Source organism: Bartonella sp. MM73XJBT.G (assembly GCF_028618435.1).
Lineage (GTDB): Bacteria > Pseudomonadota > Alphaproteobacteria > Rhizobiales > Rhizobiaceae > Bartonella.
In genome coordinates this window covers 22,530-35,033 of the sequence record NZ_JAQISW010000012.1, presented here as the reverse complement: position 1 = coordinate 35,033, position 12,504 = coordinate 22,530, and the positions used below count along the sequence as shown (strand labels likewise).

Sequence of the window (12,504 nt, the reverse complement as noted above, 5' to 3'; positions counted from 1 at the left end):
TTCACGCTTAAGAACTTTTGTTTTCGGAAGACCTAGTATCTTCTTCAGTAAAAAGAATTTGCCTGGTAAGATTGGTCAACTCGATTACATCATTGTCAACAAGAGTCAATTTCCCAACACCAGAGGCTGCAAGCATTGCTGATACATGATTACCAATCCCACCACGGCCTAAAATGACGACACTTTTTTGCAAAAGAGTATGCTGAACGGAGGCTGGATGCATACCATAACTTTGGTAATGGAGATGACTTCTCGAATAGCGATTATTGAGAATATTGTCTGATGTTTCAGCTTGGACAAGAATCAGCTTGGACAAGAAAATGATTAGAAACAAGAAAATTAAACGCACGATTAAAATTTTCTTTTAGCATAACAGACGATAGTGAATTATAAACCTCATCTACAGAGTCTTTTTTTTGATCCATTGTGCTGCAATAAGGACTAAATTATCCCAAAATTTCTTATCATTGATAATGAACTGTTTTGAACCAGCACCGAAAATAGCATTTCTTCACGAACAACAACACGTGTGTATTTTCCTAAAATATATTGTTGTTTCATTTTTCCTCCCCACTTATAGATCAAACCAACTTTTCCCTAGAAAATGATTCTAGGGAAAAGAATTTTCTTTAGCCATTAGTTACATTCTGTATGACTATGACTTCCCCCCCTTTAATGTATGTTTTCATAACTCATATTCATCACTTAAGTGAGAGAGTAAGGATGTAAAAAAGTAATTATTGTCAATGACTTTTATGATGTAAAGTGAATATTTTTACAAAAAGTATTTATAGATGAGTATTGAGAGAAAATCAGGATAACACTCTATGATCCTTATTAACCTAAAAAATGTAGCAATAAAATATACTATAGCAAATGAATAAACTTCAATTTTTGTAAAAAACGCATTTTTTATGGCTGCGGATAAAAAACAAATCCACATTAAAAGTAATCTTTATACCATTCAAGACCATTGATTATTTTTATCCATTTTTATATATGCTCCATTTTATGGGGGAAGTATAATTATTAATTAAAATATTAAATTTGAGTGATTTATAGTATTATAGTCCTTTGTTAATTCATGTATAAAGTGATTAAATTTTTTCCATGGTTATATAGAGCTAAACAGAAAAGTTTATAAATACTCTGTTGAATAAATTAGTTTTTATAGATTTATTTTTTTGTGTAATTTATCCTTTTTATTTTTATCGTAGATTACTCTAAAGAGATTGAATAAATTTCAATTCGAATCTTTTGATGAGAATTTAGGTATTTATTTTAAGGTATTTTGTACGAGAAAATAGAAAAATGTTTACAAAAAAAAATTTGTTGAGAGAAAGCTTATTGCTTATCATATTTTTGCTGACATATCTTGTTTCCTCCTCGCATGGTTATACGGGCGTGGATAAATTATTTTGTTCCCAAGTCGTTAAGGAGCGGGATGAGGCTGTTCAGAGGTTGGATTCCGTTGAGTTTGAAAGGCAAAATGCGCAACGGGGATGGAATGATACAATGAAGGTATTAGGGATAGCGGTAGAGGATTTGAAGAGAAGTGCGTTTGAACAGCAGGAACTCTATTTGGCGTTGCTGAAAACGATGCCAAACAACAAACAGCTTACTTATAAATATGAGATAACGCAAAAACGAAACGCTGCAATTTTTGAGCGGCTTGAGAAGGTTCTTACTCTATTTGAGCATGTTGAGAAAAGAACAGAAGCCTTTCGCGTTTTAAACAAAGTTGATCAGCTTAAGGATCAGTCTCAGTCATTACATACTTTAGAAGTGATTTCTAAACATCATGGGCATATTGATAGACTCAATAAAGAACTTGAAAGGCTCGATCACGAAGTTGATCGTTTAAACAACAAACTTCAAAGTTTGAAAAAAATATCGCGATAAGGAAACAGAAGGTTGTTCATTGATGCGATGGGGAAGAATGCATGAGATGATCCAAGAACGATGTCATTGAAAAAGGAATAAACGGTGGAATTTGCGATAGTACTCATCATATCCGTTATGGTTACTATAGGGACTCTTTGTTTTTTGTGTAACAGGAATTGTGAAAGAGCGGAAAAAGAAAGATGGAAAAGATATGGAAAGGCGCGAGAAACACACTCCGAAAATGAAGAATCAAATGAGACCAGCATGAAAAGAAACACGACCAAAGAAACATAACCATTGCATGAGACACTTCAAAATCCAGATCATAAAGTTTCGAGAGTCTCTTTAGCATTTGACACAGAAGCTAGAGTTTTAGCGTTTAAAGAAGCTATGGAACTTTCATCGAAGGATTATAAAATAATCTTTTGCATATTTATAATCAATATGGCTTTAGGTTCTGTTATCCGGATGTTGGGTGAGGCCGATAGAGAGTTTGATATTTTTACTCTTATATGCATTTTTATCGTATTCATTTTCTTATGTTTTTCTATAGCTTCTCCGATTATTTTAATTTTACACATACGATTGACAAAGAAATTGAAAAAAACACTTCAACAATTAGAAGATACTTTTGAGCAGCGAGATAAAGCACTTACAGCACAAAAAAGGAGAAAAAAATGACGGTTTTTATAATATTGTTTTTTCTCGCTACAATAATTATTAGTTGTGTTTTAAACATAGCAATTATCACGCTTTATTATTCTTTTTTTAAGCGTTCAAAATTGTATAAAAAGGTTGTGGCAGAATTAGAAGAAGTGACTAAAGAACGAGATGTGGCACTCGAGGGATTATTCGAGAAAGAATAATAAAAGCGGTACAGGGTTTCAAATTTTTTTGTAGTACCCGTTTTAAAGCATGGAGATGTGTCATACTGATGATTGAATAGATTGTTTCATGTTTTTAGCTAGAATAAAAAAAGAAGGTTCAAAAATAAAACTCAGATGTGTCTTTAGCATTTTATCTTCTGTTGAGATTGGTAAAAGTCTATACCTATATTGGTATGGAAGCCAAAATCATAGAGCTCTTAGATCAAGAAAGGGCTTTTCTTTTTAGAAAATAGGTCTCTTTTTCTCGAAAGAATTCCACAATCAAACTTTCTAACTCTGTTGCAACATGAAATTGTTATCACGTGTATGAGTGTTTTAAATGGTTTGACTCAAGAGAGCTTCCCAGCACTCAAAAAATTACTAGAATCTGTCTAGAACAGACTCTGTAGAGGTATGTTAAAAAAATTTATTTTCTCAATTTTATTTTCGTATCCCTTACGTTTAAAAATAACAAATTATACGCAATAAAAAGAGCATTCTGTTCTAGAGAGATCTTCAAAGATTTTGATTTTTTAGAAGTGTAGATCCTTTGGGCTTTAAGAATGGCAAAATATCTTCAAAAGAAGTCTTGATTTTAAATAACTGAGGGACGTGTTAAAAAATCCTATGCCCTTATGTTTATTGGCATGGCTCTCACAGAAAAGAATGTATATAAAATAAAAAAGTTACTGTTGATAAAAAACAGATGGTGCCCGGAAGAGGACTCGAACCTCCACGCCTTGCGGCACAGGTACCTGAAACCTGCGCGTCTACCAATTCCGCCATCTGGGCTTATAAAAATCATCTAAGCGCATGAAGCAATTCTGTCAATAAAATTATAGAATTTATTTTCTCTGTTTAAAATGATTGAATTAAACTTTTGGAGGGCATCATGGTTTTTAAAGTTTAAGGTGTGATGATTGTCTTTGATGCAATGGTTGAATCGGGATTAAAGGTGTAAAGAATAGGAATGCCAGTCGCTAATTCTTGAGATATAATTTCCTCACTGGTAAGACCTTCAAGCGCCATAATAAGAGCACGAAGAGAATTTCCATGTGCTGCGATCAAAACAGTTTGAGAGCGCAAAATATGAGGCTGGATATGATAAAGATAATAAGGCCAAATGCGTGCACCGGTATCGCGTAGACTTTCTCCATTTGGGGGGGCAATCGTATAAGAGCGGCGCCACATTTGCACTTGCTCTTGCCCCCATTGTTGACGCACTTCATCTTTATTTAAACCAGCGAGATCTCCATAGTTACGCTCATTTAATGCAGAGCTTTTGATCACTTCTAAATTTGATTGTCCCATTTGCTCTAAAATGTGCTGAGCTGTTTTTTGGGCACGCTGTAAAGCAGATGTATATGCGATATCAAACTTTAAACCAGATTCTTTTAGTTTTTTTCCTGCTGCTATCGCTTCAGCATGACCTTTTTCTGTTAAATCAGGATCTTTCCAACCCGTAAAAAGGTTTTTGAGATTCCATTCGCTTTGTCCGTGACGGATGAGTACAAGTCTGCGTCCCATTATGAATTGCCTCTATTTTATTGATTGTTTAAAATTCATCATTTAATCCCAAGACATCGAGCATTGAATAAAGACCATTTTCATGGTTTTTTGCCCATAAAGCTGCTTTTAATGCGCCATTGGCAAAGATGGAGCGTTCTTGCGCTGTATGGGAAAGAACAATGCGCTCATGGGAACCGGCAAAAATGACATTGTGTTCTCCAATAACTGTTCCACCCCGTGAGCAAGAAAAGCCAATGGAGCCTTTTTCGCGTTTCCCTATATGGCCATTGCGTTCGTTGACACGTACATCTTGCAGCATGACATTTCGACCTTCAGCTGCTGCTTGTCCAAGAAGAAGGGCTGTTCCAGAAGGGGCATCAACTTTGTTCGCATGATGCATTTCGTAAATTTCAATATCAAAATCATTGGCTTCTAATGCTTTGGCAGCTTTCTTTACAAGGTTGGCTAAGAGATTTATTCCAAGGCTCATATTTCCGGATTTGACAATTGTTGTATGTTTCGCAAACTCTGCAATTTTTTCTTCTTCTGTTTTGCTAAATCCTGTGGTGCCTATAATATGGACAAGTTTTCTTTGAGCAGCATAGTGAGCATAAAGAATACTCGCTTGGGGTTGTGAAAAATCTACAATTCCTTCTGTGTTTGAAAAAGCTTTTTCGGGATCATCCGTGATGCAAACCCCAAGAGAATCTGAACCAATTAAGGTAGAGGCATCTTCTCCTACAAAAGGTGAGCCTTTGCGTACAAGAACAGCACAAAGCTCTACATCTTTTCTAAGCCCGGTTGCTGTAATGAGTTCACGTCCCATTCTTCCATTTGCACCAACAACTGTAAGGCGCATTTTTATCTCCTTATGATACTTTACTATCCCGTAGTATAGGCAAATTCTTGACTTCTTTCCAACCGTTCTTTTTCGTTATAGGAAAAAATTTTTCCTACTTTAATTTATCTTTTTGTGCTGTAAAATTCTATCGTTTAGGGAAAGTGGTATAAGATTTATAAATTTAAAGAGAGATATTTTTTGTTAGATCATGTGATGGATAGAGTAAAGCTTGCTTGAAAAGCCTAATAGTGGGTGCTCGTTGCTTGATGCTTTTATTTTTCTCGTTCTTTTATGGGGCACGTTCTTCATGTAAAATAGAATATTTCAAACAAAATATACTTAACTTATACGCTCGTCTTAAAGAAATAGGATCTCAATGCTCTTAAAGCTCGTTTTATGATGGTGCGCTTGAAGGGTATAACGAGAAAATCTCCATGAATAATAAAATCTATTCTATACTGTTATGTTTCATAAAAGTGCAGATTGGCACCATCATACGCTTTGCTGGCCTTTGGACCTTGAAATGTTCATAGGTATTTTTATTCTTTTCTGAGATAATTTTTTTTACACACCAATCCCGCTTATCACGCATAAGAAACATATTTGAAGTTTATGATGCAATTTTAAAATTTATCATTTTAAATCAAAATGTTATCTATCAATAAAAACACATAAAAGGAGGGAAAGCAGAAAGATGTCTGAGAAGTTGAATTATTGACACACGGAGGCGTTGGTTGGATTCTTTATCTGTTAGGAAAGCGAGTTGGCAAAAATTGTTATTTTGTAAAAACACATGATAACGCCTTTTTATTAAGAGTAAGCCGTTATGTATGGGAGTGTGTTTTTTCATAGATTGGGAAGAATGGGGGTAACCTAAGCATTAAGTATTGTTTTTTATTGTCCTCACTTTCTAATGGTGCTGCAGCTCTTGTCTTTAAAGAGAGACTTTATACCCTTTTGTGAAATATTTTTATCTCTATACTGATCTTTTTGTAAAAATGATTTTGAGGGAGCATGATAAGAGAGCTTGAAATAAGAGAGTATGAAGGAGTCTTATTTTCTATTCAGTAAGATTATGAATCAATCTATTCTTGTATTTTTTATAGGCTGGCATAAAAATTTATAAATGGAGAAGTCTTCTTTAGATAAAATTTATTTTTACTTGTGTTTGTGAGAGGAGACTAGAAATCAAGGTCCGCATAGTGAGTACTTGCAACAATTCCGCGAACACGATCTGTTAAAAGAGAACGAAAAGAAGGCCGTGATTTAATCCGCATGTACCAGTCTTTGGCAGCTGGGGATTGTTCCCAGTCAATTTCCCCTAGAAAGTCAAGGACAGAAACAGCAGCAGCTGCTGCTAGATCAGCATAGGACAAGGAAGAACCCACTAAGCTATCGCGAGAGGCACACAACCAATTGAGATAATTCATATGGGGTGGAATATTGGCCCGTGCATTGCGTAAAATTTGTGAATTGGGAGCGCCACCGCCAATGGCGAGGGGCATTTCACGTTTATGAATTCGTTCTCGTACAATATGGCGCGTTGCTTCATTTTCAAATTTATTTAAAAACCAGTCATTAAGACGTCGTACTTCCGCACGATCTAAAGGATTTTCCGGAAAGAGTTTATTTTCTTGTCGTAAACTTCCATGGGTCTCATCTAAATATTCATAGATAACAAAGGGACCTGATAACGGAACTTCGTGATCATCGAGAAAAACAGGAACGTGACCGGCGGGATTGAGAGCAAGAAATTCGTGTCTTCGCGCCCATTCATATTCTTCAATCAGTTGAGTAGTTACACCATATTCCCCAAGAATGAGGCGTATGAAGCGCGAAGCAGTAGAGAGAGGAGAGTGAAAAAGTGTCAGCATAATTTACACAACTAAGTAGAGTGGATAAGAATTCTTTCAAGTCATCCTTTTTATAAAGATGCTTGATGAGAAGTACAAGATCATTAGCAGCCGCTAGCAATTATGCTTAATAAATTGTTAATAATATGAATACCTTCTCTTATGCAATGGTTTGCAAAATAGCAGCACGTAATTCTTCCAAACCGTATGCTTTTTCTGAAGAGGTCGCAAGGATCTCAGGATAAGCTGCTGGACGTTTGAGAAGTTTTGTTTGTGTGGTCATTATTAATTTTTCTAAAGTATTTGATTTTATTTTATCGCTTTTTGTCAAAACAATTTGGTAAGAAACGGCTGCCTTATCAAGGAGAGCAAGAACGTCTTCATCATTATTTTTGATTCCGTGTCGTGAATCAATCAAGAGATACACACGCTTTAGTGTTGTACGTCCCCGTAAATAGCTAAAAATCAAATTTGTCCAAGCATCAACCAGATTTTTAGGAGCAGCAGCAAAACCATAACCTGGCATATCTACCAATGCGAAAGGGGGAAGGTCTCCTTGTTGTCCACTGAAGCCATCGGGGACAAAATAATTAAGTTCTTGTGTGCGTCCTGGTGTATTTGAGGTTCGTGCTAAGGCTTTTTGCTGGACAAGTGCGTTGATTAAAGATGATTTTCCAACATTGGAACGTCCTGCAAATGCGATTTCTGGTGGCCCTTCAGGGGGAAGAAAACGTATTGCGGGGACACCACGAATAAAAACCCAATTGCGAGAAAAAATTCCAGAAAGGGAAGTATCTCTTGTCATTCTTGCGCTTCTTTTGAGGCCTGCACTTCTTTTTTAGGTGTTTTTTTCCACATGGCTTTCAAATTATCAAAAAGCTCAATTTTAACTCCTTGGCGCTTCATCATGATACCTTGCTGAATAATTGACAATATATTGTTCCATGCCCAATAGATGACAAGACCAACAGGGAAGGAGGCGAGCATAAAAGTAAAGACAACAGGCATCCACGTGAAGATCATCGCTTGAGTCTGGTCTTGAGGAGCGGGATTCATACGCATTTGTAGAAACATCGTTATTCCCATAATCAAAGGCCATGCACCAATCATAAGAAATGCTGGCGTTGTATATGGCAAGAGACCAAACAAGTTGAAAAGAGACGTTGGATCGGGGGCCGCTAAATCTTGAATCCAGCCAAAGAAAGGAGCATGGCGCATTTCAATGGTGATATAGAGAACTTTATAAAGAGCAAAGAATATTGGAAACTGAACCAACATCGGCCAACAACCAGCAAGGGGATTTATTTTTTCGGTTTTATACAGTTCTATGATTGCTTGCTGTTGTTTGGTTCGATCATCGGGATATTTTTCTTTTATTTCTAGTAATCGCGGTTGTAGAAGTTTCATACGCGCCATGGATTTATAAGATTTATTGGCGAGAGGGAAAAGAAGTGTTTTTAAAAGCACTGTGACCAGAAGGATGGCAATACCAAAATTTCCTGTTTGCTTATAAAGAATATCAATGAGGGCAAACATGGGTTTTGTGATGAAATCAAACCAACCCCAATCAATTAAGAGAGCAAACTTGTTGATTTTTAGGTCATTTTGGTAGTGATTAATGATTTCAACTTGTTTTGCACCAGCAAAAAGACGATTTGTAACGGTTTTTGTTTCATTGGGGCCAATCGTTAAAGGCGATCCTAGCAAGTCAGATTGATAATGCGTTTGCAAACGATCAAAATAAATAAAACGGCTTGTATATTCTTTATCTTGCGGGGGAATAACCGCTACAGCCCAATATTTATCAGTAATACCAATCCAGCCTCCTGTTACTTTGGAAAAAGTCATGCTCTTTTGTCCATTATCAGGATTTGGATCAAGCTCTGCTAAAGTTTTATATTTTTCAGTTTTGAGCGAATCTCCAGCAATACCGATCATCCCCTCATGAAGCAAATAGGTGGCATTTGTATGTTCTGGTGGTGCTGCACGTGCAACGCGGGCATAGGATGAGAGATAAATCGGTTGATCACTTTCATTGCTGATAGAATCCACAATGGTAAACATGTAATGATCATCAATAGAAAGGGTACGGCGGAAGATTTGTCCTTGTCCGTTATTATAAATTAAAGTGATGGGTGTTGAAGGGGTTAGGGTTGTATTGTTCCCCTCTATTTGCCACTGTGTATCGGATTGTGGTAAGGCTTTTGCTGGCAAAGATGCACTTGTAAAACCAAATTCGGCCAAGTAGGTCGTTTTGAACCCTTTAGGATTCAGTAAATCGATTTCCGGTGATTTTTTATCGACGGTTACACGATATCTCTTAAGGAGAAGATCATCAAATTGTGCACCAACAAGATTAATAGAGCCTTCCAATTCATTGGTTTTGATCGCGACACGCTCTGTTTTGGCTAATACAGCTTTCCGGACTTCAGGAGTCATTGGGTGCTCGATGATCGATGTTGCTTGATGCGTTGAGGAATCGTCAGAAAAATTCGTCGTGGGAGTAGAAAGGGCTGACTGTTGTTTTGACAATTGCTGTTGTTGTGCGATGACTTGTTGTTTTTGTAACTTTGCTTGTTTGGGAGCAACATGAAGAAATTGCCATGCGATGAGCACTACGAAAGATAAGCCAATAGCGATAAAGAAATTGCGGTTATATTCCATTCGTATTCCCTTGTTGTCGTTGCTGATATTTTGTTTTTGGTTTTATTCGCCGATTTAATTCACTAATCAAAGATGTGAAAGGCGCATGTAATGCATCACGATACGCTACAATGACATAGTCAGTCCCTGCTTCCATGTGGTTTGTTACACCAACTCTCACCGCTTCACGCAAGCGCCTTTTGATACGATTACGCTTTACAGCATTACCGTTTTTACGGGTAACAGTGAAGCCTACACGTGCAACAAGAGAAGATTTTCTTTCTGTTGTTTGTTCACGAGATTTAACTTCGAGTAAAAATAAAGGACCACGTCGTTTCTCTCCTGTACGGACAGCCAAAAAATCTGCTCTTTTGCGAATAGGGCAGGGATGTTTTTTCTTCATAAAAGAACATTTCGCAATTTCACTAAATGCTTGGTTGACCAAGCAGTAGAGGTTCATAACAAAAGTTTCACAACGAAGAAATAATGAGCAATCCTCAACGGTTGTGAAAATTTAAATGGTTAAGCAGAGAGCCGCTTACGTCCACGAGCACGTCTTGCAGCAATAACTTTACGTCCTCCAGCTGTTGCCATGCGTGCACGAAATCCATGGCGGCGTTTACGGACAAGTTTAGATGGTTGGTACGTACGTTTCATTTATTTAAATACCGCGGAGTGCGGCCCTTCTTAATCTTCGTTTTATGAGCTGTATCTTCATTTTATGAGCAGTTCTGCGCGTGATGAACAATTTTATCCTATCAGACAGCTGTTAACTCATAAGAAAAAATATGAAAAAAGTCAATCTCAGATTGTTTTTCTCTCACTTGAAAAAATATAAAACACCTTATAACTATTTGTGACACTTTGTTTATGATACTTTAAAAATGTAAGAAAATAGCGATTGAGTCTAAAAAAATAAATCACAAGGGTGTTAAAGACTTACAAGGAAGCATAACAGATTATTGTATGCTTAATTTTAAAATACTTTAATATTAGAGTTTTTCTCAAGTTTTTTGTTTTGTAAAATCCTTATTAGAATATTTATTAAAGTGTTGGCGTACAGACGTGGTTGATAGTCTTTTAATAGCAGATTTTATGTCTGAGTTTCTTTATTTAAGGGTGGTTTTGTATTTTTAAAGAGATAAAATATAAGTCATTTATACTTTATAACTCTTAAATTAAAGTCGTAAATGTTAAGTGATGAACCTGTCAGTATTTTTCGTTCTTATGCTTGTATTTGTTGGTATTTTATAGAGAGGAAAGAGCGTGGATCCTATCACAAGTGAGGTTGTCCGTAACGTGCTACGTAAAATTAAAGGACCAGATCTTGAAAGAGATATTGTATCGTTAGGGCTTCTTTCAGAAATATTAATTGCTAATGGCAAGGTTTTCTTTTCCATTACAGTTCCTGATGGACGTGTGCAAGAATGGGAATCATTGCGCCGTTCTGCGGAAGAGCTGGTGTGTGCTTTGGAGGGGGTCCAATCTGTTGTTGTTACGCTTACAGCAGAAAAAACAACAAAGGGAGTACCTCGACGCAGAGCGAATCTCTTGCCCGTGAAAATGCCTATAGAAGGTGTACGTCATGTTATTGCTGTTGCTTCTGGAAAAGGGGGGGTGGGAAAATCGACGATGGCGATCAATATCGCCTTAGCTTTACAAGATTCAGGTTTCAAAACAGGGGTGATGGATGCAGATATCTATGGTCCATCTTTGCCACGTTTGACAGGACTTGTTAATCAAAAACCAATGCTCATGGGAGAAAAAAAGATTCAACCTCTTGAAAAATTTGGTCTTAAATTGATGTCGATGGGATTTTTGGTTGAGGAAGAAAAACCGGTGGTATGGCGTGGTCCTATGGTTATGGCTGCTGTAACACAATTGTTACGAGATGTTGTATGGGGTCCTTTGGACGTTTTAGTCGTCGATATGCCGCCGGGTACAGGGGATGCACAATTAACGCTTGCACAGCAGGTACAATTAACGGGTGCACTGGTTGTTTCTACGCCGCAGGATCTTGCTTTAGTTGATGCCCGTAAAGCGATAGAAATGTTCATGAAAGTCAATGTTCCTATTTTAGGACTGATTGAGAATATGAGCTATTTTATCGCTCCTGATACAGGAAAACGCTACGATATTTTTGGTTATGGTGGAGCGCGGGGAGAGGCGGAACGTCGAGAGGTCCCGTTCTTAGCAGAAATACCGCTTGATGCAGCTTTACGATTTTCTTCAGATGAGGGGATGCCTATTTTTGTTACTCAGCCTGATGGCGAGCATGCTCAACTGTATCGTACAATTGTTGATCAAATAAAAAATAAACTCTTTTGAATGTATGTTTGTTTAAGAGAGTTTGCTAAAACACAATGATGAAAGACATCAAAATAGTTGCTCCTTTGTAAGGAAAATATGAATTCTAATCCGGAAAAAATAATTTTCTATCATCATCTTTTTATTCGGTTTTTCTACGTTCAAAAGCATCGAAAGAAAGATCTTTAAAAAAGTGAAGACGACGCATTCTTTCACGTTTTTTCATTTTTCTTGGTTTTTATCAGGATATGCTTTTTATGTAACAACAAAATTCTCAAGAATATATTTGTGTTTCTTATGCAAGGTTTGTTTTAAAAAGAATATTCTTCAAAGCGGCTTAACCGTCTCACGAGAGGGTTTGTGAATGGTATAACGCAAAAACTTTTGTGAAGTGTACAGATCTCATACCATTTTTACTTCAATAAAAGAGATAAGCCATATCCATTATGTTTTTGCTCTCTGCAAAGTTTTTTTCGATTTTTGCATAAAGTTAGAAAGCCTATTTACGTCTTCTTAAACGATTTTATCTCAATGTTGTTTTTCCTTTTAATAGACAAACAAACATTTTTTATTTCATGATAAGAAAAAGTAAAATGGGAAA

11 protein-coding genes and 1 tRNA gene are annotated in these 12,504 nt (G+C 36.6%); 3 read left to right on the top strand and 9 right to left on the bottom strand.

Features of this window, described 5'->3' with window-relative positions; genetic code table 11:
* Positions 1–7: 7 nt before the first annotated feature.
* On the bottom strand, positions 8–349 hold the full coding sequence (locus tag PVV59_RS09880; protein ID WP_342753282.1) for a ThiF family adenylyltransferase: 342 nt from the start codon (positions 347–349) through the stop codon (positions 8–10).
* Positions 350–1,404: 1,055 nt separating this feature from the next.
* Here PVV59_RS09880 and PVV59_RS06955 point away from each other — a divergent pair.
* Positions 1,405–1,902: a hypothetical protein gene (locus PVV59_RS06955; protein WP_273755432.1), complete on the top strand. Its 498-nt coding sequence runs from the start codon at positions 1,405–1,407 to the stop codon at positions 1,900–1,902.
* Between the two features lie 659 nt (positions 1,903–2,561).
* On the top strand, positions 2,562–2,750 hold the full coding sequence (locus tag PVV59_RS06950; RefSeq protein ID WP_273755431.1) for a hypothetical protein: 189 nt from the start codon (positions 2,562–2,564) through the stop codon (positions 2,748–2,750).
* Between the two features lie 707 nt (positions 2,751–3,457).
* Here the strand turns inward: PVV59_RS06950 and PVV59_RS06945 are convergent.
* The 8 genes from PVV59_RS06945 to rpmH all read right to left on the bottom strand — a co-directional run bounded on the left by PVV59_RS06945 (position 3,458) and on the right by rpmH (position 10,253).
* Positions 3,458–3,542, bottom strand: a tRNA-Leu gene (locus tag PVV59_RS06945).
* 114 nt (positions 3,543–3,656) lie between these two features.
* Positions 3,657–4,277 (bottom strand): 2,3-bisphosphoglycerate-dependent phosphoglycerate mutase, encoded by a 621-nt coding sequence (locus PVV59_RS06940; protein ID WP_273755430.1) that lies wholly within the window; start codon positions 4,275–4,277, stop codon positions 3,657–3,659.
* A 28-nt stretch (positions 4,278–4,305) separates the two neighbouring features.
* Positions 4,306–5,118, bottom strand: coding sequence for a 4-hydroxy-tetrahydrodipicolinate reductase (gene dapB, locus PVV59_RS06935; protein WP_273755429.1), 813 nt, complete (start codon positions 5,116–5,118; stop codon positions 4,306–4,308).
* A gap of 1,163 nt (positions 5,119–6,281) precedes the next feature.
* Complete coding sequence (locus tag PVV59_RS06930; protein WP_273755428.1) at positions 6,282–6,974, bottom strand: glutathione S-transferase family protein; 693 nt, start codon at positions 6,972–6,974, stop codon at positions 6,282–6,284.
* A 139-nt stretch (positions 6,975–7,113) separates the two neighbouring features.
* Positions 7,114–7,758 carry a ribosome biogenesis GTP-binding protein YihA/YsxC gene (gene yihA / locus PVV59_RS06925; protein WP_273755427.1) on the bottom strand — a complete coding sequence of 215 codons (645 nt, stop codon included), beginning with the start codon at positions 7,756–7,758 and terminating at the stop codon, positions 7,114–7,116.
* On the bottom strand, positions 7,755–9,617 hold the full coding sequence (yidC, locus tag PVV59_RS06920; RefSeq protein WP_273755426.1) for a membrane protein insertase YidC: 1,863 nt from the start codon (positions 9,615–9,617) through the stop codon (positions 7,755–7,757). The genes yihA and yidC overlap by 4 nt, the downstream gene beginning before the upstream one ends.
* Positions 9,607–9,999: a ribonuclease P protein component gene (gene rnpA / locus PVV59_RS06915; protein WP_273755425.1), complete on the bottom strand. Its 393-nt coding sequence runs from the start codon at positions 9,997–9,999 to the stop codon at positions 9,607–9,609. Before rnpA ends, yidC begins: the two co-directional genes overlap by 11 nt.
* A 119-nt stretch (positions 10,000–10,118) precedes the next feature.
* The gene (gene rpmH / locus PVV59_RS06910; RefSeq protein WP_005864709.1) at positions 10,119–10,253 is read right to left on the bottom strand and encodes a 50S ribosomal protein L34; all 135 of its coding nucleotides are present in this window, start codon (positions 10,251–10,253) and stop codon (positions 10,119–10,121) included.
* Between the two features lie 609 nt (positions 10,254–10,862).
* Here rpmH and PVV59_RS06905 point away from each other — a divergent pair.
* A complete protein-coding gene (locus PVV59_RS06905; RefSeq protein ID WP_273755424.1) occupies positions 10,863–11,924 on the top strand; it encodes an Mrp/NBP35 family ATP-binding protein in 1,062 nt (353 codons plus the stop codon).
* Positions 11,925–12,504: the final 580 nt, after the last annotated feature.

Excerpts from the sequence above, each read along its gene's own strand:
- PVV59_RS06950 (WP_273755431.1), top strand. The coding sequence starts at position 2,562 with ATGACGGTTTTTATAATATTGTTTTTTCTCGCTACAATAATTATTAGT.
- rpmH (WP_005864709.1), bottom strand. The coding sequence starts at position 10,253 with ATGAAACGTACGTACCAACCATCTAAACTTGTCCGTAAACGCCGCCAT.
- yihA (WP_273755427.1), bottom strand. The coding sequence starts at position 7,758 with ATGACAAGAGATACTTCCCTTTCTGGAATTTTTTCTCGCAATTGGGTT.
- PVV59_RS06930 (WP_273755428.1), bottom strand. The coding sequence starts at position 6,974 with ATGCTGACACTTTTTCACTCTCCTCTCTCTACTGCTTCGCGCTTCATA.
- yidC (WP_273755426.1), bottom strand. The coding sequence starts at position 9,617 with ATGGAATATAACCGCAATTTCTTTATCGCTATTGGCTTATCTTTCGTA.
- PVV59_RS06940 (WP_273755430.1), bottom strand. The coding sequence starts at position 4,277 with ATGGGACGCAGACTTGTACTCATCCGTCACGGACAAAGCGAATGGAAT.
- rnpA (WP_273755425.1), bottom strand. The coding sequence starts at position 9,999 with ATGAAGAAAAAACATCCCTGCCCTATTCGCAAAAGAGCAGATTTTTTG.
- dapB (WP_273755429.1), bottom strand. The coding sequence starts at position 5,118 with ATGCGCCTTACAGTTGTTGGTGCAAATGGAAGAATGGGACGTGAACTC.